General features: G+C 34.6%; 19 protein-coding genes. 18 read left to right on the top strand and 1 reads right to left on the bottom strand.

The annotated features are described in order from the left end of the window. Nucleotides 1-88: 88 nt before the first annotated feature. The 12 genes from BK577_RS23280 (at nt 89) to sda (ending at nt 13780) form a co-directional block, all read left to right on the top strand. Nucleotides 89-1117, top strand: coding sequence for a glyceraldehyde-3-phosphate dehydrogenase (locus BK577_RS23280; RefSeq protein WP_078435124.1), 1029 nt, complete (start codon nt 89-91; stop codon nt 1115-1117). A 151-nt stretch (nt 1118-1268) separates the two neighbouring features. Continuing rightward, nucleotides 1269-2855, top strand: coding sequence for a phosphoenolpyruvate carboxykinase (ATP) (gene pckA / locus BK577_RS23275; protein WP_078435123.1), 1587 nt, complete (start codon nt 1269-1271; stop codon nt 2853-2855). Nucleotides 2856-3049: 194 nt separating this feature from the next. Then, nucleotides 3050-4555, top strand: a complete 1506-nt coding sequence (locus BK577_RS23270) for a malate:quinone oxidoreductase (RefSeq protein WP_078435122.1) — start codon at nt 3050-3052, stop codon at nt 4553-4555. A 322-nt stretch (nt 4556-4877) separates the two neighbouring features. After that, nucleotides 4878-6101, top strand: coding sequence for an NADP-dependent malic enzyme (ystJ, locus tag BK577_RS23265; protein WP_078435121.1), 1224 nt, complete (start codon nt 4878-4880; stop codon nt 6099-6101). Nucleotides 6102-6561: 460 nt separating this feature from the next. After that, entirely contained in the window at nt 6562-8148 is a 1587-nt protein-coding gene (gene dcuS, locus BK577_RS23260) for a DcuS/MalK family sensor histidine kinase (protein WP_078435120.1), read from the top strand. Between the two features lie 10 nt (nt 8149-8158). Further along, nucleotides 8159-8875, top strand: coding sequence for a response regulator (locus BK577_RS23255; RefSeq protein WP_078435119.1), 717 nt, complete (start codon nt 8159-8161; stop codon nt 8873-8875). A 543-nt stretch (nt 8876-9418) separates the two neighbouring features. Beyond that, the gene (locus tag BK577_RS23250; protein WP_245823570.1) at nt 9419-10759 is read left to right on the top strand and encodes a 2-hydroxycarboxylate transporter family protein; all 1341 of its coding nucleotides are present in this window, start codon (nt 9419-9421) and stop codon (nt 10757-10759) included. 287 nt (nt 10760-11046) lie between these two features. Then, entirely contained in the window at nt 11047-11340 is a 294-nt protein-coding gene (locus BK577_RS23245; RefSeq protein WP_245823569.1) for a GNAT family N-acetyltransferase, read from the top strand. 492 nt (nt 11341-11832) lie between these two features. Further along, nucleotides 11833-12285: a MarR family winged helix-turn-helix transcriptional regulator gene (locus tag BK577_RS23240; protein ID WP_078435118.1), complete on the top strand. Its 453-nt coding sequence runs from the start codon at nt 11833-11835 to the stop codon at nt 12283-12285. A 20-nt stretch (nt 12286-12305) separates the two neighbouring features. Next, complete coding sequence (paiA, locus tag BK577_RS23235) at nt 12306-12824, top strand: spermidine/spermine N(1)-acetyltransferase (protein ID WP_078435117.1); 519 nt, start codon at nt 12306-12308, stop codon at nt 12822-12824. 22 nt (nt 12825-12846) lie between these two features. After that, nucleotides 12847-13458, top strand: a complete 612-nt coding sequence (locus tag BK577_RS23230) for an FMN-binding negative transcriptional regulator (protein ID WP_078435116.1) — start codon at nt 12847-12849, stop codon at nt 13456-13458. A 127-nt stretch (nt 13459-13585) separates the two neighbouring features. Beyond that, entirely contained in the window at nt 13586-13780 is a 195-nt protein-coding gene (sda, locus tag BK577_RS23225) for a sporulation histidine kinase inhibitor Sda (RefSeq protein ID WP_034333476.1), read from the top strand. 114 nt (nt 13781-13894) lie between these two features. Here sda and BK577_RS23220 read toward each other — a convergent pair whose 3' ends face one another. Next, nucleotides 13895-14545 (bottom strand): YesL family protein, encoded by a 651-nt coding sequence (locus tag BK577_RS23220; RefSeq protein WP_169908453.1) that lies wholly within the window; start codon nt 14543-14545, stop codon nt 13895-13897. Nucleotides 14546-14924: 379 nt separating this feature from the next. Between BK577_RS23220 and BK577_RS23215 the strand changes: the two genes are divergently transcribed. The 6 genes from BK577_RS23215 to BK577_RS23190 all read left to right on the top strand — a co-directional run bounded on the left by BK577_RS23215 (nt 14925) and on the right by BK577_RS23190 (nt 23875). Next, nucleotides 14925-16523, top strand: coding sequence for a sensor histidine kinase (locus BK577_RS23215; RefSeq protein WP_078435114.1), 1599 nt, complete (start codon nt 14925-14927; stop codon nt 16521-16523). Continuing rightward, entirely contained in the window at nt 16516-18048 is a 1533-nt protein-coding gene (locus BK577_RS23210; RefSeq protein WP_078435113.1) for a response regulator transcription factor, read from the top strand. Before BK577_RS23215 ends, BK577_RS23210 begins: the two co-directional genes overlap by 8 nt. A gap of 256 nt (nt 18049-18304) precedes the next feature. After that, nucleotides 18305-19243, top strand: a complete 939-nt coding sequence (locus BK577_RS23205; RefSeq protein ID WP_078435385.1) for an ABC transporter permease — start codon at nt 18305-18307, stop codon at nt 19241-19243. 12 nt (nt 19244-19255) lie between these two features. Further along, nucleotides 19256-20167 (top strand): carbohydrate ABC transporter permease, encoded by a 912-nt coding sequence (locus BK577_RS23200; protein ID WP_078435112.1) that lies wholly within the window; start codon nt 19256-19258, stop codon nt 20165-20167. 70 nt (nt 20168-20237) lie between these two features. Next, nucleotides 20238-21905, top strand: coding sequence for an ABC transporter substrate-binding protein (locus tag BK577_RS23195; RefSeq protein WP_078435111.1), 1668 nt, complete (start codon nt 20238-20240; stop codon nt 21903-21905). Nucleotides 21906-22141: 236 nt separating this feature from the next. Next, a complete protein-coding gene (locus tag BK577_RS23190) occupies nt 22142-23875 on the top strand; it encodes a glycosyl hydrolase (protein WP_078435110.1) in 1734 nt (577 codons plus the stop codon). Nucleotides 23876-23939: the final 64 nt, after the last annotated feature.

Here is a 23939-nt window from a genome sequence, read left to right as displayed (position 1 = left end):
CGTAATAGATTACCCTTTAATGTGTTATACTATATATAGATTAATGTTTTAATAGTATAACACAATTGACTGAGGGGGACTTATTAGTATGATTAATGTTGCGATTAACGGGTTTGGACGCATTGGGAGAATGGTGTTCCGTCAAGCGATTAAAGAAAGCGCATTCCATATTGTTGCTATAAATGCAAGCTACCCTGCCGAAACATTGGCACACCTTATTAAGTATGACACAGTACATGGGAAGTTTGACGGTACGATAGAGGTAATACAAAATCAATTAATGGTGAATGGAAAGCTGGTTCAGCTTCTTAATCATCGTAACCCTCAAGAGCTTCCTTGGAAGGAGCTGGGCGTTGATGTCGTGATTGAAGCAACAGGTAAATTTAACGTTAAAGAACAAGCGAATCTTCACCTGGAAGCAGGAGCGAAGAAAGTCATTTTAACAGCTCCAGGTAAAAATGAAGATGTGACGATTGTAGTTGGTGTAAATGATGAGCAATTGGATATGACAAAACACGATGTGATCTCAAATGCATCTTGTACAACCAATTGTCTCGCTCCAGTCGTCAAGGTGTTAGATGAACAATTTGGCATTGAGAATGGCTTAATGACAACTGTACACGCATATACAAATGATCAAAATAATATAGACAATCCACATAAGGATCTACGTAGAGCTCGTGCTTGTGCACAATCCATTATTCCAACTACAACAGGTGCTGCTAAAGCATTAGCCAAGGTTCTACCACATTTATCCGGTAAATTACATGGTATGGCACTACGTATTCCGACTCCAAATGTATCGCTTGTAGACCTTGTTATTGACGTAAAGTGTGATGTGACAGTGGAACAAATTAATAAAGCTTTCCAAATTGCATCTCAAGGATCAATGAAGGGAATTATAGAATTTTGTGATACACCGCTTGTGTCTGTAGATTTCAATACAAATCCAAGTTCGTCTATTATTGATGGTTTATCTACAATTGTTATGGGAACCCGAAAGGTAAAGGTTCTTGCTTGGTATGATAATGAGTGGGGATATTCCTGTCGCGTAGTAGACCTTGTAAAGCTAGTAGCAGACCAGTTTACTAGAAATAAAGACATGCAATTTATTTAGTCGATCATTTTTATTATTAGGACAAATTCAAATTTCAAAAATAATTCACTAACAAACCCAATAAATAGTATGAAGCTTTTAAGTTAATGTATGTACTATTTAAATAGATTACGAGAAATATTCATTAAAAAGATAAAAGGATGATATAGATATGAGTATTGTCAACGTTCAAATTGATTTACATGAGTTAGTAAATGGCAGCAATACACAAGTTCAATTAAGTGTTTCACAGTTAGTGGAAAAAGTATTAAAAAGAGGGGAAGGTAAACTTTCGTCAACCGGTGCTGTTTCTGTTTCAACAGGTAAATATACAGGCCGTTCTCCTAAAGATAAATACATTGTTAAGGAAGCATCTACTGCAGATAAAATTGATTGGGGTACTGTTAATCAACCAATCTCTAAGGAGCATTTTAATAATCTGTACACAAAGGTATTAGAGTATTTGAAAAATAAAGAAGAAATCTTCGTATTTAAAGGCTTTGCTGGAGCGGAGCACAGCACTCGTCTTCCAATTCAAGTAATAAATGAATTTGCTTGGCATAATTTATTTGCACAGCAATTGTTTATTCGTCCGACAGAGATTGATTCCTCAGATCAAAATGAACCATTTACAATCGTATCCGCCCCAACATTCAAAGCTAATCCGGATATTGACGGGACAAATTCAGAAGCGTTCATCATTGTTTCTTTTGAAAAGCGTGTCATTCTGATCGGTGGTACTGAGTATGCAGGTGAAATGAAGAAATCCATTTTCTCTATCATGAACTATTTGTTGCCGGAACAAGATATTTTACCTATGCACTGCTCTGCAAACGTATCTGAAGAAGGTGAAGTAGCTTTGTTCTTCGGCTTATCCGGAACAGGAAAGACAACGCTTTCTGCAGATCCCAACCGTAAGTTAATTGGAGATGACGAGCATGGATGGTCTGATCATGGTGTATTTAATATTGAAGGAGGTTGCTATGCAAAATGCGTAAACCTATCTAGGGAGAAGGAACCTCAGATTTTTGATGCTATTACATTCGGAGCTGTATTAGAAAATGTAGTCATTAATGAGAATACTGGTCTCGCAGATTACAATGATGTATCTCTAACGGAAAATACACGTGCAGCATATCCAATTGACGCAATCGATAATATCATGCTTCCAAGTGTGGCCGGACACCCGGATACAATTGTGTTTTTAACGGCTGATGCATTCGGCGTGCTGCCTCCAATCAGCAAACTATCTAAAGAACAAGCCATGTATCATTTCTTAAGCGGTTATACGAGTAAGCTAGCAGGAACAGAGCGAGGGATTACATCTCCACAAGTAACGTTTTCTACTTGCTTCGGTTCACCATTCTTACCGCTTGACGCATCTCGTTATGCAGAAATGCTTGGCCAAAAAATTGAAAAGCACAATGCGAACGTATTCTTAGTGAACACTGGTTGGACTGGCGGAGAATATGGCACAGGTCAACGTATGAATCTTTCCTACACTCGTGCAATGGTGAAAGCAGCACTTAACGGAGAATTAGAAAATGCGGAAACAGCAAAGGACGACATCTTCGGCCTGGAAATACCTCTTCAAGTTCCAGGTGTACCTAATGAAGTATTAATTCCAGAAAAAACCTGGACTGACAAGGAAGCTTATCATGCAAAAGCGTTAAATCTTGCCAGCAAGTTCAATGAAAACTTTAAAAAGTTCACAAATGTATCTGAAGAGATTGTTAAGCTGGGCGGACCTCTTGTTTAAGAAAGAGCGGACCCGACTGTTTTAGTTTTTACAGAAATTTGTTGAGACATAAAACGAATGATTATTTGTTAAATGAAAACGTATGATGAAATTCCGAACAATTTATAACAATTTGGACAGACTTCACCATATGGTGGAGTTGTCTTTTTTTCACGCGCAGAAAGTATGAATCAACAGAGAAAGGAGCAGTAAAAATGAGCAACAGAAAAACGAAAACAGACGTTATTTTAATTGGTGCTGGAATGATGAGTGCAACTTTGGGAACACTTTTGCAGGAATTGGTACCGGATTGGGAAATTAAGGTGTTTGAAAAGCTTCCAAACGCAGGTGAGGAAAGCTCCAACGAATGGAATAACGCGGGCACGGGACATGCGGGACTGTGTGAGCTTAATTATACAGTCGAAAAACCGGATGGATCAATCGATATGAGCAAAGCGATAAATATTAATGAACAATTCCAGGTTTCTATGCAGTTTTGGTCATATCTTGTAAACAACAAGATGATCCAAAATCCACAAGATTTTATCATGCCATTACCTCATATGAGTTTAGTTCATGAAGAACAAAATGTGTCGTTTTTAAAGAAACGATTTGAAGCGCTATCAAAAAATCCGTTATTTCAAGGAATGAAATTTTCCGATGATCCTGAAAAACTAATGGAATGGATTCCGCTTATTATGCAAGAACGAACAACGAATGAACCTATAGCTGCAACTAAAATCGACTCAGGCACTGATATCAACTTTGGTGCTTTAACGCGCATGTTATTTGACCACTTAGAGAGTAAAAATGTCGAAGTAAACTATAAACATAGTGTTCAAGACATAAAACGTACCAGCGAAGGATTGTGGGAATTACAAGTGCGGAACTTGATTAGCGGTACTGTCGAACGTCATTCTGCAAGATTCGTCTTTATCGGAGGGGGTGGAGGAAGTCTCCATTTACTTCAGAAAACCGGTATACCAGAAGGGAAACATATTGGAGGATTCCCTGTAAGCGGATTATTTATGGTGTGTAATAATCCAGATGTCATAGCACAGCATCATGCAAAAGTTTATGGAAAGGCTAAGGTTGGTGCACCTCCAATGTCTGTTCCACATCTTGACACAAGATTTATTGGGGATAAAAAATCATTGTTATTTGGACCATTTGCTGGGTTCACACCTAAGTTCTTGAAAAATGGTTCAATGTTTGATTTGGTCACATCAGTTAAACCGGATAATCTATTAACGATGTTGGCTGCAGGTGCAAAAAACATATCATTGACAAAATACCTGATCCACCAAGTTATGTTATCAAAAGAACAGCGCATTGAAGAATTACGTGAGTTTATCCCGAGCGCAAAAAGTGAGGATTGGGATTTGGTTGTTGCAGGCCAGCGTGTGCAAGTGATTAAAGATACTGAAGCTGGTATCGGAACACTACAATTCGGTACGGAAGTTGTTAATGCTGCTGATGGTTCGATTGCAGCATTGCTTGGCGCTTCTCCTGGTGCTTCTACCGCCGTGCATGTCATTCTTAAAGTTCTAGAAAAATGCTTCCCTGAGCATATAGAAAAGTGGGAACCTAAAATTAAAGAAATGATTCCTTCTTATGGCTTATCACTAAATGCAAATCCAGATCTTCTGAACGAAATTCTTCATTTAACAGCTCAAACACTTGGTTTAAGCGAAAAAAAGCCTGAACTGGTCATGAGTTAATTCTTTAATCTAATCTAAAACTAGAGTAGACAGTAAAAAGTCAAATAAAGTGTGCTTTTTTGAGCAAAACTTATTTAAATTAAAAAATAGTTTAAAAAGTTACAAAAACTATGAAGTTTTCTAAAAAATACTATAATTTTTGTTAAAGAAGGAGAGCCAATAATATCGCAGTAAATAGAAAGCGCTTTTTTCTCCTGATTTGTATATCTAAAAAGTATATTTGTTACCTTCTAATATGATCAGTGATTTATATAGAAACTAATATGCTAATCTATCATTTTCAATTAGTGGTAAAATTCAACAAGGGCAGGGAGATTTAGTTATGTCAACATTACGCGAAGAAGCATTGAAGATGCATAAAGAAAATCAAGGGAAACTTAGTGTATACTCTAAAGTCAAAGTACGGGATGCAAAAGATTTAAGTCTTGCTTATTCACCTGGTGTAGCGGAGCCTTGCTTGGCAATTCATGAGATGGAAAGCAGAGTATATGATTACACAATGAAGGGAAATCTTGTTGCCGTTGTTTCAAATGGAACTGCTGTCCTTGGGCTTGGAGATATCGGACCGAAAGCAGCTATGCCAGTTATGGAAGGAAAGGCATTGTTATTTAAAGAATTTGCAAATGTCGATGCCTTTCCTCTATGTATAAATTCGACTGATACGGATAAAATTGTTGAGCACGTCAAAATGTTAGAACCTACTTTTGGCGGAGTAAACTTAGAAGATATTGCTGCACCGCAATGCTTTGAAATTGAAGATCGTTTACGCAAAGAGTGCGATATCCCTATTTTTCATGATGATCAACATGGAACAGCTATTGTGACAGCAGCAGGACTTATTAATGCTCTTATACTCGCAAACAAAAAAATTGGAGATATTCGTGTTGTAGCAAATGGGGCTGGAGCTGCAGGCGTAGCGATTGTTAAGTTGTTGCTAAATATGGGTGTAAAAGATGTCATTTTATGTGATACAAAAGGAATTATTTATAAAGATCGTCCAGTTGGTATGAATAAATTCAAAGAAGAAATGGCAGATCTTACAAATAAAGAGCAAAAACAAGGGTCATTAGCAGATGCATTGGAAGGTGCTGATGTGTTTGTTGGGGTTTCTGCGGCAGGAGCAGTTACAAAAGAGATGGTTCGTTCGATGAATAAGAATCCAATTATTTTTGCTATGGCTAACCCGGTACCAGAAATTATGCCTGAAGAGGCAAAAGAAGCGGGAGCACTTGTTGTTGGAACTGGACGCTCTGATTTCCCAAATCAGGTGAATAATGTCCTTGCATTCCCAGGAATTTTCCGCGGGGCTTTAGATGTTCGTGCGAAGGAAATTAACGAAGAAATGAAAGTTGCTGCAGTTTATGCAATTTCTGGATTAATTAACAGTGAAGAACTTCACGCTGATTATGTTATTCCGGATCCATTTGATTCAAGAGTAGCAAAACATGTTGCAGAAGCTGTTGCAGATGCAGCCATAAAATCAGGAGTTACGAGAAAAGAATTGAATTCACAAGAACCTAATGGGGATCTACTAGTAGTAAAGTAAGTTTACGATTTATCAATAATGCTATAAGCTTTTAAAGCCTTGAACATACTTTGATTCTTTAAGGAGAGAAAAGGTGTTCAAGGCGATAAAAACATTAGTAATGTAAACGTTAACTAGAGCCTTTTAATAGATCGCTAGCAATAGAGGGACCAAAGAGATGTTCTTACAAGAATTAACAAAAAATCGTTTGCTAACAATTACTCATTATTAAAATGAATCTTTGCAAATGTGTAAAGGTCATATTTTTAATCTCGATGTAAATAAACAAGCACTCGTTTTAAAAGATATACATGAAAAGGTGAATTCGATTCGTATTTCGGGTATTAAGGAAATTGCTTCAACATGAATCTTGGATTATGTATTATTAAGAGAGATATTTTGCTTTTTTAGCCTTCCTAATAATCTGTTTAGGTAAGGTTTTTTATATTAAATCCAGGAATTTTTTTTAGGAGTGGATTCATTGTCAAAACAAAAATATAAGCTAAGTACTATCATTATTTTCTTTGTATGCTTAGTTGTTCTTATATCGTTGCTTTTAACTGATTTATTAATTAGTCATACAGTTAGTGAATCTATTCGTAACAACCAGGAAGAAAAAGCAAAGATTGTATCAAGAACAGTTGCCAAATCTGAAATCGTTATAAGTGGGCTTGAGAAAGAAGATGATGGTGGGGCAATCCAAGAGTATACAGTTGATATTCAACAAGCAGCTGATGTTCTTTTTGTTGTAGTGTTGGATATGAACGGAATTAGAAAATCTCATCCTGATTCAGAAAAGATTGGGAAACGTTTTGTTGGCGGTGATGAGAAGGAGGTATTAACTGGAGAAGAACATATTTCTATATCGAAAGGTACACTAGGGGAGTCATTACGTTCATTCACTCCTATTTATAATGATGAAAATGAACAGATAGGAGCAGTTTCTGTTGGAATATTACTTAATAACGTTGAAAAAGCACTTAAAAAAGGTCATAAAAATATTTTTATTGGATCTATTGTAGGTATTTTAGTTGGTATCGTAGGCGCAGTTTTCCTAGCGGGATATATAAAAAAGATTTTATTTGGATTAGAACCGTTTATGATTGCAAAAATTCATGAAGAACGAAATACAATGCTTCATTCTGTACATGAAGGGATAATTGCAGTAGACAAAAATTCGACAATAACACTAGTCAATAAATCAGCTTTGAAAATATTTACGAATATCGGCCTATCGGATAATCCTGTAGGTATGAAACTAACTGAATATCTACCATTCTCAAAGCTAGACCGGGTGTTAAAAACGGGAAAGCCTGAAAAAGATGAAGAGATAGCGGTCAATGGTGTGACACTTTTAACTAATCGAGCTCCATTGATTGTCAACAAAGAAATTGTCGGAGCTATCTCAACTTTTAGGGATAAAACGGAAGTTCATCAATTGGCAGAACAATTAACAGGTGTTCGAATATATGCTGAAGCATTGCGTGCTCAGTCACATGAGTTTATGAATCGGCTCCATGTTATTCTTGGAATGGTTAGGATGGAATTTTATGATGAGTTAATGGATTTTATAAATGAAATTGTTGATCATCGTGTAAACGAAGTTAGTTATGTGACTAAAGATATTAAAGATCCTGTCCTCGCTGGATTTATTATGGGCAAGCTTAGTACCGCTAGGGAAAATAAGGTAGAGATGAAAATAGATAATGAGACAATCATACCAAAACCTAGCGAGGATCATGTGACTCATGAATTAATTACCATTATCGGAAATGTCATAGATAATGCGATAGAAGCTATGAGTGAAATGAAGGAAAAGAAGCTGAAGGTAAAGTTAAACTATAATAAAAATCAACTTTTAATTAAAGTCAGAGATTCAGGTCCGGGGATTAAAGAAGAACAGTTTACTCACATATTTAAAAAAGGGTATTCGACAAAAGGACAAAATCGCGGCTACGGTTTATATTTAGTGAGCAAAAGTGTCGAAACATTAGGAGGATCCATTCAACTAAATTTAAGTGTTGAAAAAGGCACAGAGTTTATCATTCAAATTCCTTACAACCGATAGGAGGAGACAAATGATTAATGTTCTAATTGTAGATGATGACCCAATGGTAGCAGAGTTTAATAAACGATACTTAAAAGAAATTAATGGGTTCTTTTTAGTTGGTGTGGCACATTCGGTAAATGAAGCGACAAAAATCATTAACAATCAAAAAGTTGATCTAGTCCTTTTAGATATCTACATGCCAGGCGAAAATGGACTAACTTTATTAAGTAAAATAAGAAAAGAAAAAAAAGAATTAGATGTCATTTTAATTACTGCTGCATCTGATGTAGATAAAATTCAAACAGCTTTAAGATATGGAGCTGTAGATTATTTAATTAAACCATTTGAATTTGAGAGGTTCCATCAAGCACTTATCTCTTATAAAGAAAAGTTCTTCATACTAAGTCAACAAAGTAAGATGAAGCAAAAGGAATTAGACGAGCTCTTCCTAGTAAAACAGGATGAATTAACTGCGACTGAACCATTAAAGCCTCTGCCGAAAGGCTTATCTAAAAAGACTTTAACTATCGTTTTTAATGCTATTAAAGGACAAGAAAATCATGCGTTTACGACAGATGAAATTGCAGAAATCACTGATATTTCTAGAGTGTCAATCCGAAAGTATTTAAAATTCTTAAATGAGATTCATGTAATTGATGAAACATTAACCTATGGTATAGGTAGACCTCTTTATTCTTATATGTTTAATGAAGAAAACGAATCGATTCTTGTGCAATATGAGTAATTAAAAAAAGCAGCGGGGGCTGCTTTTTTTAATTACAAAAGACTTCAATAATTACAAAAGGTATAAATTGATTGAATATTTAAGTAATATTGGTTCAAGGAATGTAAGCGATTACTATAAGCGGGTCAATGACAAGCCATTGTTTCAGACGGAACAACATACTGGGGACTTAGTTTGGAAGAGAAGCAATTTTATTATTAATGAAGGCTGTTTTTGTACTTTGTTGCTTTTAAATTATATTTACTCTTAAAACCTGGATTGATTTCCGTTGCAGGTACTCGCTTTCCGCGGGCGGTCTCAGGAGCCTCCTCAGTGCTTTGCACTTGCGGGGTCTCCCTTAACACGCTTCTCCCGCAGGAGTCTCGTACCTTCCACTCCAATCAACAGCTGTTCGAATTTGTTACTTGTAAAAACAACAATCTTTACGAAAAGAGCCTTAATGAAAAATTAAATCTTGAAATCATGACTTGAAGAAGCAATAAGAATGCAGTCGCAAGCTTCAGTATGAAACAGTGCTTTCATACTGAGAGGAGAATTAAATCTATGGAAATGAGGGATTTATTAATGGAACAAACAGTAAAAAAAATCTCCTTTGAAACAGACACAAAGGTAAATCAGTTAGATCCAAAACCGAAAATAACAGTATTTAATACACCAGTTTTATGGTTTGGACTATTTGCAGCGATCACATTAGTTAGTATGTATACTGGAAACTTACCAGGTGGAATGATTGGTAGTTTACTAGTGATGATTGTATTAGGTGAAGTATTTGGCTGGATTGGCGATCGCACACCAATTATGAAAACGTTTTTAGGTGGGGGAGCCATTTTAGCGATCTTTGGATCTGCTTACATGGTATACAGCGGGTTGCTTCCAGAATCAATCACAACATCTGTTACAGATTTCATGCAAACAGGCGGTTTTCTAGACTTTTATATTGCGGCGTTAATTACAGGGAGTATTTTGGGAATGAATTCAAAAATCTTAGTAAAAGTAGGTTTACGTTATTTCCTTCCCATCTTTGGTGCTGTTATTGGTGCCATTATACTAGCAGGTATTATTGGTTCCTTAGTAGGTTTTACACTTCAGGACGCGATATTAGTTATTACACTGCCGATTATGGGCGGCGGAATGGGTGCTGGTGCTGTGCCGATGAGTCAAATCTATTCTGAAATGTTAGGAAATGAACCAAGCTATTATATTTCAATGCTCGTACCGGCACTTGCTCTAGGAAATGTATTCGCGATTGTTCTTGCAAGTGTGTTAGATATGGTAGGCAAAAAATTCCCATCACTATCAGGTGATGGACAATTGGTTAAAGGATTTAAGTATGAGAAACCTCAACAAAAATATGACATTAAAAAAATGGGTGTAGGGTTATTGGCTGCATTAGCTTTCTTTACACTTGGAAATCTTTTAGGAGCGTTTATACCATTACATCCATATGCAATTATGATTATTTTAATTGCGCTTATGAAGGTTGCAAATATAATCCCACCTATTGTACTTGACGGTGCTAGTCAGTGGTATCAGTTTGTAGCAAGTAACTGGACATTTGCACTATTATTTGGAATCGGTGTTGCATACACAGATTTAAATACTGTAATTGAAGCACTCACACTTCAATATATTCTAACAGTATTTGGTGTGGTATTAGGAGCAATTATTGGAGCAGGTCTTTTAGGGAAATTAGTAGGTTTCTATCCAATTGAAGCAGCGATTACAGCAGGTTTATGTATGGCTAACATGGGTGGAACCGGTGATGTTGCGGTGTTATCTGCAGCAAAAAGAATGGAATTAATGCCATTTGCGCAAATTTCATCGAGATTAGGAGGAGCGTTGATTTTACTACTTTCCGGTCTGATCATACCACTGCTAGTTTAATAAATACAAGAAAAGCATTGGGGGATATCCTCAATGCTTCTTTTATGTGCTAGGCATGTTAAAGTACCTCATGTATCCAAAGTAGGCCATACCACTTCAATCAAAAATGAAATGTCCGAGAAAAGGATAGATAACTTCCATTTGTTTCCTTTTTCGTAGTAATTTAAATACAATATAGCAAGAGAAGTTGGTATAAATGTATACGAGAGTATATCACCAATTCTACCTTTATTAGGATCAAGAATATGGAAAATATTTGAAATTATTAAACCGAAAATTATATAGTTTTGAACTTTGAAGGTGAAATTGTTGGATGTGCAGGGGGTGAAATTAGTAGTTTAATTGAGTGCGAAATTAAACATATTGCAGTATCTTCAGTTCAAAGAGGAAAGGGTATTGGTATGATTAATTATATTACTGAGCATCGGTATTTTGATTTTGAGATAACAAGTCTAGGTGAAAAATATCCAGGTGTAGAACGGTTTTTATGGAATTTAAAACGCAATGATCTTTTTGAACTAATGGGAAGCGATAGTTTTACAAGAAATATTGGTTTTCAGGAATCGGAGCGCAATTGCTAAAGTTTCACGTTTTATCTAATTAAACTAAGTTAAATGCCTTTCCAGTTGGGGATAATAATGAACAGTTTTGAAGAGAGGGAGGAAACTCCCTATTATTCTTAAAGTCTTAACTTCGTGTTAAATATCGATTAACAAAACTCAAATTTAGTAGTTGAAACGCCTTAAATCCTTGATAGAACTGGATATTAGGCGTTTTTTATTGTATCAGGAACGAATGATAAGTGTAATTAACACGTCTAGAGGCTACCCAGAGTAAGTCCCGCATTTATGGACAGACATACCAAAAGTGCATTAAGGCTGAAGTCACAAGGTCTGATTGTATAGTGAATGAAATACCAAGAGTTAAATAAATTTCATAATTCATAAAAACATAATTCAATATACATGAGTTCTTTATCGTTTATTTTGTTGCATTTACAACAAAGTTTGGGTACATTTAATATAAGTTATTTTTATTGTATTTACAACAATACATGAGCTAAGGAGCCTATTATGAAGGAAATTCTTCGTGAAATTGGAATGATAGCAAGAGCTTTAGATTCTATAAGCAATATAGAATTTAAAGAATATGACCTCACAAAAGGCCAGTATTTGTACCTTGTGAGAATATGTGAAAGTCCAGGAATCATTCAAGAAAAACTAGCTGAGATGATAAAAGTAGATCGAACAACTGCTGCTCGTGCTATAAAAAAGCTTGAGCTAAATGGTTTTATTGAAAAGAAAAATGATGAATATAACCAAAAAATAAAAAAACTTTTTCCAACAGAGAAAGGGAAAAATGTTTATCCCTTCATAAAAAGAGAAAATGAACATTCCAATAATGTGGCATTAGAGGGATTTACTGATATTGAAGTGGAGACCATTTATCATTTACTCCAAAGAGTAAGGAAAAATGTAGAAGTCGATTGGGAATTCGTTAAGAAAGGAAACAAGAGAAATTATTGATTATTTAAGGGGGGCGACTAATGACAATAACTATAAAGAAATGCACCATTGAGAAACTGCGCATGCTTCAAGAAATTAGTTATGTAACATTTAATGAGACATTTAAACATCATAATTCACTCGAAAATATGGATGCTTTTTTGGAGAGAGCATTTAATTTAAATCAACTAGAAAAAGAGTTATCCAATCGTTCTTCACAATTCTTTTTTATTTATTTCAATGATGAAGTAGCTGGATATTTAAAGATTAATATCAATGATGCTCAGTCTGAAGAAATGGGTGATGAATCACTTGAAATTGAGAGAATTTATATAAAGAAGGAATTTCAAAAACATGGACTTGGTAAATATCTACTAAATAAAGCGATTGAACTTGCAATGGAATGTAATAAACAGAAAATCTGGCTGGGTGTATGGGAAAACAATGAAAATGCTATTGGTTTTTATAAAAAAATGGGATTTGTTCAAACAGGAACTCACTCTTTTTATATGGGTGATGATGAACAAACGGACTTTATTATGACCAAAACACTTATATAACTTCTTCGAAAGGTGGATTATGATGTATATTCCAAAATATTTTAAAATCACAGATGAAACGGTGGCTTACGACATTATAAAAGAACATAGTTTTGCGACTCTTTTTTCTCAAAACAATGGAATGCCATTTGCGACTCATTTACCGTTAATTTTGAACAAGGAGAAGTCTTACTTATACGGACACTTTGCTCGACCAAATCCTCAGTGGAAAGATATTAAAGATCAAACGGTCTTAGCTGTTTTCCATGGTCCTCATTGTTATATTTCACCATCTTGGTATGAGACGAATAAGGCGGTACCGACCTGGAATTACGTAACAGTTCATGTATATGGAGAAGTAGAGCTATTAGAGGACGAAGAGGAGTTAATAGCTTCCTTACATGACATGGTAGTAAAATATGAAGCTCCAGACAGTTCATATAGTTTACGGGATGTAGATCCTGAGTATCTGGCTGGTATGAATAAAGGAGTCCAAGGTTTCAAAATAAAGATCAATAAAATAGAAGGGAAAAGTAAATTAAGTCAAAACCATTCATTAGAGAGACAAGAGCTAGTTATTAATCAACTCGAACAGAAATCTACTACAGATGAGCAACAGGTCGCTTCATTGATGAAGGCAAATCTAATAAAATAATTGTTTATATTGCTCTTAAACAATTGCGACATTTAGAGTTGCAGAGTAATTTAGTCATTTCACAACTTTTGCAAAACACAAACCGAAATAATCAGTTCTTTAATTTTAGCACATGGGGGGGCAATAAATGTTCCAAAAAATAAGGGATGACCACCTAATTGATGCTTATATGAAATCTATTGAATTAAATCTCGATCCACATTTTATTTTTTTAATAGAGAAAGAACTATCTAAAAGAGGTTTGTATCCATTTCAAAATCAACGTATTAAATCATCTACTAGAGCTGTAAAGAGATTTTCAGAAAGAAATGAGAAAAAGTAAAGATGGTTTTGGATATAAAGTTCGAAGGTACTTTGAACTTAAAAAATTGTTCTGACTTAAAATTGGTATTTAAGTCCCTTAATTGATAATAAAAAAAGAAACTTCAGGTCAGCTTTAATTCATTTGTCCTGAAGTTTCTTGTTTATTGGTGTTTTTATATCTTCCTATTTTCTGAAAGACAAAATGACTAGACCACATTATAATATAGGCAAAAAGACTCGCACCAAACAAAGGGGTTAATCCAGGAATAAGTCTTAAAATGTGATACAAAATTAAGATGAAAGTGACCATCATAATCGTAATGAGTGGGCTCATGATCATTAATAATACTGAGTTTTTTAAAATATGCATGAGTTTTGTTTCAAAATGAACATAGATTGGAAAGACATATAACAAAGCTAACGTGAAAATAGCAATGATAATTAATAAAGGATAATAAGTATATTGAACAAGATGAACGTCATTTCCTCTAACAAATAAGAAGTCAGTATATAAAATACCTCCTATAACAACCAGAATTAGACCAAGAAGATTACTCTTTAAGAATTCTTTTTTAAATGAGTTCCAAAATAATTTTGTTATATGAAAATCACGCTGACCTTGGACCCATTTCCGTACAATAATGAACAATGATACCGTTGCAGGAAAAATTCCAAATAAAACAAGGCCTAATAATGTAAATGCAATCCACAATATATTTAAATAAGCAAAATTCATTATCCATTCTGATATCTTATAGAAACCTCTCATTGAGGAAGAATCCATCATATGTTTGCCCCTTTATTAGTTTATTTAATATAAAATATTAAGTTGTAAATAGATGATTTGTTAAGTTAATATTAAGGTAATGTATTGCGTTTTGTAAAGTAATTTAATAGGGATAATTTATTGTGTGTTTATTTAATATTATTAGAATCAAAAAGATCAAGGAGGTGTATCTAATATTTTCTCTGTTATTAAGAAAAAGTTAAATGATATAAAGCTACGTAATAAACTGTATATTTCTTTTATTCTAGTTGTATTTATACCACTAATAGCTGTTGGGGGATTTTTAACAAACGAGTTAAGGCAATTAGCGCTTGAAGATGCAAAGCAAGAAGCTCTAATAAATATTGAGCGGGTAAAGGAAAGAACTCAAGCAGTTATGAATGTATCATTATATGTTTCTAATAATCTCTTATTTGATGAACAATTAAAAAATGTTGTAAATACAAAATATCAATCTAGGTATGATGTTGTTGAATCATATCGAGATTTCAATAGTTTCAAAGAATACCGAAAGTTATATAAAGAAGAGGTTTCAAATATCAGATTTTATATGAAAAATGAAACATTACTGAATAGTTGGGAAATAATACCGATAGATGAAATGATAACAACCTCTAAATGGTATAAAAAAGCCATATCAGATAAAGGCTTAGTTAGATGGGTCTACATGGAAGATGAAACAAATAAACCCCACAAATATTTAAGTTTAGTAAGGACAATAAACTTTTTGGATTTGGATACAAACGGTGTATTAATTATTAATGTTAATACTGACACATTAAACCTGATTTTATCACAGGAATCTCAACCAATTATGATCGTGGATGACCTAGATTATATTATTAGTACAAATCAGCCTGAGTTTAAAGGGAAAAAACTGTCTGACATAGTTAACTCCAAATCGCTTAGGGAGAGTAAGGCTGGTATGTTTGAAGGTGATGTTAAAGGGGAGCCGACCCAAATCTTTGTTGAGACAATTTCAGTGGAAAATAGTTTGAATGATATAAGGATTGTTTCATTCATTTCTGATGAGAGTATTGTAGGAAATGCCAATAAGGTAAGGGATACGGGATTTTTGGTTGTTGGAGTTAGTATGTGCTTTGCTTTATTGTTAATTTATTATATTTCAAAATTACTTTCAAATAGGCTCATTATACTTAGTGAGCAGATTAAGCAAGTTGGAAACAGAAACTTTAATATAAGGATACCAATTGACGGTAAAGATGAGATTGGACACTTATCAAAACAATTGGAATTCATGGTGAATAATACAAAGAATCTTTTAAATGAAGTGTATGAGACTAATAGACAGAAAACGTTACTGGAAAGAAAGCAAAATGAAATAAAGTTCAAAATGATGGCAAGTCAGATAAATCCACATTTTTTATTTAATGCACTTGAGTCGATCAGGATGAAGGCATACGCAAAAGGAGAAAAAGAAATATCTCAGGTAGTAAAAATGCTTGGGAAATTAATGAGGAATAGTATTGAGGTTGGAACTGGTAAAGTGACTCTTGAAAATGAATTGAAAATCGTTCAGGCCTATTTACAAATACAAAAGTTTCGGTATGGTAACCGCTTAACTTATGAATTAAAGGTTGATCCATCTTTTATACATGTACCTATTCCCCCTCTAATCATACAGCCGATTGTAGAAAATGCTGTTATTCATGGGTTAGAGAATAGTAGGAAAGGCGGGCATGTTTGTGTTGAAACCAACGCCGTTGCAGAGGGATTACTTGTTCATATCATTGATAATGGAGTTGGAATGAATGAAGAGAAACAAGAGGCTATTTCAATGATGTTAAATGAGCAAAGTCACCACAATGAGGAGCGTATAGGATTAAAGAATGTTCATCAGAGATTACTACTTACATTCGGTAAGAAATCAGGATTATCAATAGATAGTAAGGTAAACAAAGGGACGAAGGTCACTATTTTTATACCTATTAAGGAGGGGTGGAAGGATGCTTAAGGTAATGATTGTTGATGATGAACCTTCAACACGGGAAGGGTTAGAAATGTTTATCCCCTGGGAGGACCTTGGATTTGAAATTGTTGGTACAGCGGAAGATGGTTTTGATGCAATTGAAAAATATAAAGAGTTAAAACCAAATCTAATGATGGTTGATATGAAAATGCCTGAAATGAGTGGGATCGAGTTAATACAAAAAATTCGAGAAGTGGATTCCTCAATCCAATTTATCGTTTTGAGTGGTTTTGCCGAATTTGAGTATGCAAGAAATGCAATGAAGTATAATGTGAAAGATTATTTGGTGAAACCGGTTGATGAAGATGAACTCATTCCTATATTAACTGAATTAGCGCAAGGGTTTATCAAAGAAGAAGAATTTAGTAGGGTAAAAAAGAAAATGGATGAGGAAAACAAGGAAAGAGTTATCCAAGCTGCTGTAACTGGAGAGTGTATGGAGGAATTAAAAGAACTATTTGATCATTTAAAATGGAATAGATTTCGAATTTTGCTTATAGAAGTGAAGAAAAATGAATACTCTTTGGGTGATATTAAAAAGCAATTAAAGCAGGTTTATGAATTAGATAAAAAGGGACTTATTTTTACCACTGGATCCTATATTGGAATTCTCCTAAATGCAGATCAAGAAGTAAATAATAATATCGCTCACATATACAAGGCAATACATCAAAACATCCAAACTAAATTTGTAGCGTCCATCTCGCAAACTTTCAAGGAAATTGAAGATTTAAGTACTCAATTCAATATTGCTTCGGATTTAATAAAAGATCAATTTTTCTACGATGAGGGAACCATATTACACTCTGATTCTAAGCCTGTTATTACAGTTGAAGTAGGTGTTTCCAAAGATAAAATTTCGTCATTACAATTTTCAGAAGTTGTAGAACAGTTAGTCTTCGCTTTGGAAATAGGAGATAAAAAGGTAATTGAAAGAATTTGTATGAATGTAGGAAAGTATATGATTTTTAATGAGTTATCTGAACAGACTATCAAAGAAAAATATATAGAAATTGTTACATCATTATTAAAGAAACTTATGTATGAGAACAAGAATATTCATGAAACGGTGTCCAATATCCTCTCAAGAGTATACGAAATTGAAACACAGTCAAAACTTACGGAGCTACTTACTTACGTAACAACTTTATTAGAAGAGATGTTAGATAGTATTGATTCAAGTGACTCAGATATATTAGTGAAAAAAATGATTAAATTAATTGAAAAAAACTATTATAAAAATATTAAGCTTGAAACACTAGCAAAGGTCCTTAATTATAATAGGTTCTACTTAGGGAAACTCTTTAAAGATTATACGGGGGAATATTTTAACACTTACCTTGATAAGATTAGAATCGAAAACGGGAAAAAACTTTTGTTACAAGGACTCAAAGTATATGAAGTAGCAGAACAAGTTGGTTTTTCTAATGTGGATTATTTCCATAGTAAATTCAAAAAATATGTAGGCGAATCTCCCTCGTCTTATAAAAAAAATCATGGTTTATCGTAATCCGAGACCTCCTGTCATTTACCCAGGAGGTATTATTTTGTACTATCAGACAGTATATAAATTTTTATGGATGATAGTATAAGAAAAACTAAGGCTTTCGCCATTAGGACTTGGCGAAAGCCTTAGTTTTTCTAATATTTTTATATGAAATCCCCTTTGATTATTAAGGTACCTGTAACTTAATTATTAATATAAAATTAAGTTACAAATAAGGAGGGGGAACATGGCGGATACAAGTAGGAAAGCGATTACAGAAATGGTGATCGTAAAAGAAAAAGAAAAAAGACACAGTTTTTGGAAAGTGTTTAAAAGTCAAAAAACACTTTATATGATGTCACTTCCTTTTGTTGTGTGGGTGTTTATTTTCAATTATCTACCGGTATGGGGTTGGACGATGGCATTTCAAAATTTTAGGCCTGGAAGGTCATTTTTTGAACAAGAGTGGGGAGGACTAGAACACTTTATTACCTTGTTTACTGATGAACGTTTTTTTATGGTATTAAGAAACACACTGGCTATGAGTTTAATGGGACTAGTAGTAGGTTTTACTGTGCCGATATTGTTTGCGGTGTTAATAAATGAAGTTCGCCATTCGTTTTTTAAGAGAACTGTTCAAACAGTAACATATTTACCACATTTTGTATCATGGGTAGTCGTAGCAGGGATTGTTACAAAGATGTTGTCCATTGATGGGGGAATTGTAAATGATTTATTACTCAGATTTGGGGTAATCGATAAGCCCTTCCAATTTATGGCTCAGGAAACATGGTTTTGGGGAATTGTTACAGTTTCAGACTTATGGAAAGAAATGGGTTGGAATGCCATCATCTTTTTAGCCGCGATTGCTGGTCTTGATCCACAACTCTATGAAGCAGCAAAGGTTGATGGAGCAGGGAGATTAAGAAGGATATGGCATGTTACATTACCTGGAATTAGACCAACAATCTTAGTAGTTCTTATTTTGAATATTGGTCACTTGGTTAGTATTGGTTTTGAGAAGCAGATGTTATTAGGGAATTCCCTTGTGCTGGATTATTCTGAAGTCTTAGATTTGTATGCGCTTAATTACGGGATTGGTTTAGGACAGTTTTCTTATGGGACAGCAATAGGAATATTTAATTCTGTTGTAAGTATTTTCCTGTTATTCCTAGCGAACGGAATCTTTAAACGCTTTTCAAATCAAAGTGTTATGTAAGGAGGTAGTTGTATGGTCACGAAAGGTAAGTTGATGGATTCAACGATGAAAGAGCGTGTCTTTGATATCATCAACTATATATTTCTTCTAATTGTTATGATTGTTACACTTTATCCGTTTTTAAATGTACTAGCAATTTCTCTAAATGAATCAACTGACACTGTAAGAGGTGGCATCTATGCTTGGCCGCGAGAATTCACCCTCAATAATTATTTAGAAATCATGAAGTACGATCATTTAGTTACTGGGTTTTTTAACTCTGTCTTAAGAACAGTAATTGGTACAATTTTAGGAGTATTTGCACAAGCTATGGTGGCTTTTACACTAAGTCGTGCAGATTTCCAGGGTAGAAAATTTGTCTCAACATTCCTTGTTTTAACGATGTATTTTTCTGGTGGACTCATTCCTGGATACATGCTAATAAGGGATTTAGGGCTCATGAATTCGTTTTGGGTTTATATTTTGCCAGGTTTAGTAAGTGCGTTTAACATTATTATTATTCGATCGTTCATGGATGGAATACCATTTTCTTTACAAGAATCAGCAAAGATGGATGGCGCAAATGACTTTACCATCTTTTACCGAATTATCCTGCCGTTATGTAAACCTGTTTTAGCAACGATCGCATTGTTTGTGGCAGTAGGACAATGGAACAGTTGGTTTGATACGTATTTATATAATAGTATGAATGAAAATTTAACAACATTGCAGTATGAACTTATGAAAATTCTGGATAATACCTCAATGGGTGGTAATGTGGATGCGAACCAAATGAGGCCAAATGAACAGCAACAGAATCAGGTTTCTCCTGAATCTATTAAAATGGCTATTACCATGGTAACTGTTATTCCAATCATGCTGGTTTATCCATTTGTTCAAAGGTATTTTATCCAAGGAATGACTTTAGGTGCAGTAAAACAATAAAAGTTAATGATGGTGTTAACAGATTATATTCTGTTTATACAATATAGTAGACAAAAGGGGAGAATTTAGAATGAGGTCATGCTATAAATTTTTTAGTCTCGTTTTATTGACCGCACTTTTATCAATCATGGCAGCTTGTCAGAATTCAAAGGAAGAGGTTACGACCAATTCAGAGGGAAATGGTCCGATTACATTGACGGTTTTTGATTCTGATACAAATCCTGATTGGGAAAAAATGGAGAGTCCGGTCGGGCAAAAAATAAAAGAGGACACTGGGGTTACCTTAGATCCTGAGTTCGATATTGAAGGGGGACAAACAAAAATCCCTTTAATGGTAGCTAGTGGTGAATATCCAGATATGATACTTCCGAAGAATGAAGCAAGCACTCTTGTAGATGCTGGTGCTTTGATTGACCTTGCTCCACTTATTGAAGAGCATGCACCGAACATCAAAAAAATGCTGGGAGATGATATAAACCGATTAAAATGGAGTAAAGATGATCCTTCTATTTATATCCTTAGCAATAACACAGTAGATGAGGATCGTGCGAATCCTAATTTTGGTGCACTTGTGCAACATGATGTTGTTAGAGAGTTGGGTTATCCGGAAATGAAAACTCTCGAAGACCTTGAAAATGCAATTAGAGAATATAAAAAATTACACCCTGAAATTAATGGACAACCGACTTTAGGTTTAACGTTACAGACTGATGGATGGCGGTTACAATCAGCAACACTAAATAGCGGATTTATGATGACGGGCGGAGCTGATGATGGTGAATATTTTGTGGATCCTGAGACCTTTGAAGCTACTTTACATTATCGTCGTCCTGCAGAGAAAGAAGTTTTCCGTTGGTATAATAAAATGAATGACGAAGGGTTATTAGATCCTGATTCTTTTGTTCAAAAACATGACCAATGGCTTTCAAAGTTATCGACAGGTCGTGCATTAGCTACTATAGCTCCTGATTGGATGATATATGAAGCTCAGTCAGCATTACGTGAAGCAGGAATGGAAGAAAGAATGTATGGGATGTATCCTATTACATTAAGTGAAGAGTATAATCATAATGCATTTCGAGATAATGGTTTTCAAGTTGGTTGGGGTATTGGGATTACAAAAGATTGTAAAGATCCTGTTCGTGCTATAAAATTTCTTGATTACTTAGTTAAAGAAGAGACTCAAGTTATGCTTAATTGGGGTATTGAAGGTGAGCATTATGAAGTTGTGGATGGGAAACGAGTTATACCGGAAGATGTTTTAGAAAGACGTAACAATGATAAAAATTTCTTAAAAGAAACAGGAATTGGATACAACTTCTCGAGATTTGCTCCACGGTATGGTGACGGTGCATTAGATTCAACAGGTCAAACATACACAATAAATACTCGTGAGCAACAAATAGCGAACCAGACAGAAATAGAAAAAGAAGTTTTAAAGAACTATGGTGTAGAATTGTGGAAAGATTTATATCCTTCTAAAGATGAAATTCCTGTAAGCCCTTGGGGAGCGGCATATAATTTACCAATTCCTGCGGGTTCTAAACTTGAAGTTAATAATCAAAGAATGCTGGATATTACATTTAAACGTGTACCAGAAGCTATTCTTTCAGAACCAAAAAAGTTTGACGAAATATGGGATCAATATATGAAGGATTTAGATAAATTGGGTGTTGAGGAATCTGAAGAGGAATTTACACAGATTGTAAAAGATACAGTAGAGTTATGGAATAATTAGTAAGACCTTTTTGAAAAGTATAGAGGGTCCTAAAATCAGGACCTTCATCTTTCTATCTTATACTTAGTCAACTAAATAGCAATTAAAAGTAAGCGCTTCCTTTTACCGGATAATTTAAATGTAATCTTATAGCATCAATAAGTTTTTAGGATATTTGCAATGACTCATTCAAAAATTCATTGCACAAGTGAAGAACAAATGAATTGGGTTGAGAGGAAACTGAAGGAGGAAGAAGGATGAGGAAAAAGAAAAACATGATTTCAATCACTAAGAATACTATGGTTGCTGCTAGTATATTCGCATTAAGTATTTCCATAATTCCTACTAAAGGAAATGTCACAAAGGCAGAATCTGAAGTAAGAATTTTTGAAGCAGAAGATGCTACTTTAAATGGGCTGACTGTTAAGAATTCTGTAGCGGGGTTCTCAGGTACTGGATATGTTGGTGATTTTGAAAATAGTTCTCAAAGTGTTACTTTTCATGTGGATGCACCTGAAACCGGCTTATATAATCTGAATATTGGATATGGAGCAATTTATGGAGATGGAAAAGTTGCTAATGTTGTAGTCAATGGTGAGGTGTTAAGCTCTTTTACCATGGGAAGTGGGTTTGGTAAAGAATCAGCCGGAAACATACTACTTAACGCTGGCACCAATACAATTTCGATAACACCAAATTGGACATATTTTGCCATTGATTATATAGAAGTTAAGCCTGCACCTGAACCGGAAAAACATGAAGTAGAAAAGAAATTAATTAATCCAAATGCAACAAATGAGGCAAAAGCTGTAATAAGCTATCTTGTTGATAACTTTGGTGAAAAGGTCCTTTCTGGACAACATGATTTTCCAAGTACAAGACCTGGAGATTTAGAATATATCTATGAAACTACTGGTAAATACCCGGCTATTTTAGGTTTAGACTTTATAGATAACAGTCCTTCAAGAGTTGAGCACGGAGCCTCAGCTGATGAAACACCAGTAGCTATTGACTGGTGGAATAAAGGTGGAATTGTTTCCTTCTCCTGGCATTGGAATGCTCCAAAAGATTTGATAGATGAACCAGGAAAAGAGTGGTGGAGTGGTTTTTATACGGACGCAACAACCTTTGACATAGAATACGCATTGAATCATCCGGAGTCTGAGGACTATAAGCTTCTTATTCGTGATATCGATGTTATAGCTGGTGAATTAAAGAAATTACAGGAAGCGGATGTACCTGTCTTATGGCGCCCCCTGCATGAGGCAGAAGGTGGGTGGTTCTGGTGGGGAGCAAAAGGTCCTGAGCCTACAAAGGAATTATGGAGATTAATGTATGATCGAATGACGAATTACCATAACCTAAATAACTTAATATGGGTTTGGAATTCTATTGAGAAAGATTGGTATCCAGGAGATGAATATGTCGATATTGTAAGCTTTGATTCATATCCGGGTGGAAATAACTATAGTCCTATGAGCAGTCAGTACGAGGCATTAAAAGAGTTGACTAATAACAAAAAAATCATTTCTATAGCAGAAAATGGTCCAATACCAGATCCTGATTTATTGCCAATATACCATGCTAATTACAGTTGGTTTTCTACATGGAATGGAGATGTACTGAAGGATCAAAATAGCCAAGAGCACCTAAAGAAGGTATACAATCACGACTATGTTATTACATTGGATGAAATGCCTAATCTTAAAACATATAACGAAGATGTATTGTTACGGAAGTTATCTACTATAATTGACAAATATGAGAAAGACGGTGAATTAACCGGTGCACTAAAAAAACAATTAAATAACAGATACAAACAAATACAAGATCAATTCAATAAAAAGCATTATAAACAAGCTGTGCAACATGTGGATAAATTCAAACAAAGTCTTGATAACAAAGGGTTACAAAATAATATATCAGAAAATGCAAAGATTGAACTAAATAAGACTTTGGATGAACTAAGGATTACACTTATTAACAGATAGACTAATAAAATAAAAAGAGTAGCTCTGTTTTATCGAGTATATAAAAAGGCCCATTGTTTATACA

The sequence above is a fragment of the Metabacillus halosaccharovorans genome (genome assembly GCF_002019635.1).
Lineage (GTDB): Bacteria > Bacillota > Bacilli > Bacillales > Bacillaceae > Metabacillus > Metabacillus halosaccharovorans.
Note: the sequence above shows the minus strand (reverse complement) of the source record. Positions and strands in the feature narration are given on the sequence as shown.

What these genes read in the sequence shown, in the direction of transcription:
- paiA (WP_078435117.1), top strand. Translation starts at nt 12,306, where the DNA reads ATGACAATAACTATAAAGAAATGCACCATTGAGAAACTGCGCATGCTT.
- BK577_RS23220 (WP_169908453.1), bottom strand. Translation starts at nt 14,545, where the DNA reads ATGGATTCTTCCTCAATGAGAGGTTTCTATAAGATATCAGAATGGATA.
- BK577_RS23280 (WP_078435124.1), top strand. Translation starts at nt 89, where the DNA reads ATGATTAATGTTGCGATTAACGGGTTTGGACGCATTGGGAGAATGGTG.
- BK577_RS23190 (WP_078435110.1), top strand. Translation starts at nt 22,142, where the DNA reads ATGAGGAAAAAGAAAAACATGATTTCAATCACTAAGAATACTATGGTT.
- BK577_RS23195 (WP_078435111.1), top strand. Translation starts at nt 20,238, where the DNA reads ATGAGGTCATGCTATAAATTTTTTAGTCTCGTTTTATTGACCGCACTT.
- BK577_RS23270 (WP_078435122.1), top strand. Translation starts at nt 3,050, where the DNA reads ATGAGCAACAGAAAAACGAAAACAGACGTTATTTTAATTGGTGCTGGA.
- pckA (WP_078435123.1), top strand. Translation starts at nt 1,269, where the DNA reads ATGAGTATTGTCAACGTTCAAATTGATTTACATGAGTTAGTAAATGGC.
- BK577_RS23250 (WP_245823570.1), top strand. Translation starts at nt 9,419, where the DNA reads ATGGAAATGAGGGATTTATTAATGGAACAAACAGTAAAAAAAATCTCC.
- BK577_RS23200 (WP_078435112.1), top strand. Translation starts at nt 19,256, where the DNA reads ATGGTCACGAAAGGTAAGTTGATGGATTCAACGATGAAAGAGCGTGTC.
- BK577_RS23240 (WP_078435118.1), top strand. Translation starts at nt 11,833, where the DNA reads ATGAAGGAAATTCTTCGTGAAATTGGAATGATAGCAAGAGCTTTAGAT.
- ystJ (WP_078435121.1), top strand. Translation starts at nt 4,878, where the DNA reads ATGTCAACATTACGCGAAGAAGCATTGAAGATGCATAAAGAAAATCAA.
- BK577_RS23230 (WP_078435116.1), top strand. Translation starts at nt 12,847, where the DNA reads ATGTATATTCCAAAATATTTTAAAATCACAGATGAAACGGTGGCTTAC.
- BK577_RS23255 (WP_078435119.1), top strand. Translation starts at nt 8,159, where the DNA reads ATGATTAATGTTCTAATTGTAGATGATGACCCAATGGTAGCAGAGTTT.
- BK577_RS23210 (WP_078435113.1), top strand. Translation starts at nt 16,516, where the DNA reads ATGCTTAAGGTAATGATTGTTGATGATGAACCTTCAACACGGGAAGGG.
- BK577_RS23205 (WP_078435385.1), top strand. Translation starts at nt 18,305, where the DNA reads ATGGTGATCGTAAAAGAAAAAGAAAAAAGACACAGTTTTTGGAAAGTG.
- sda (WP_034333476.1), top strand. Translation starts at nt 13,586, where the DNA reads ATGTTCCAAAAAATAAGGGATGACCACCTAATTGATGCTTATATGAAA.
- BK577_RS23215 (WP_078435114.1), top strand. Translation starts at nt 14,925, where the DNA reads ATGAATGTATCATTATATGTTTCTAATAATCTCTTATTTGATGAACAA.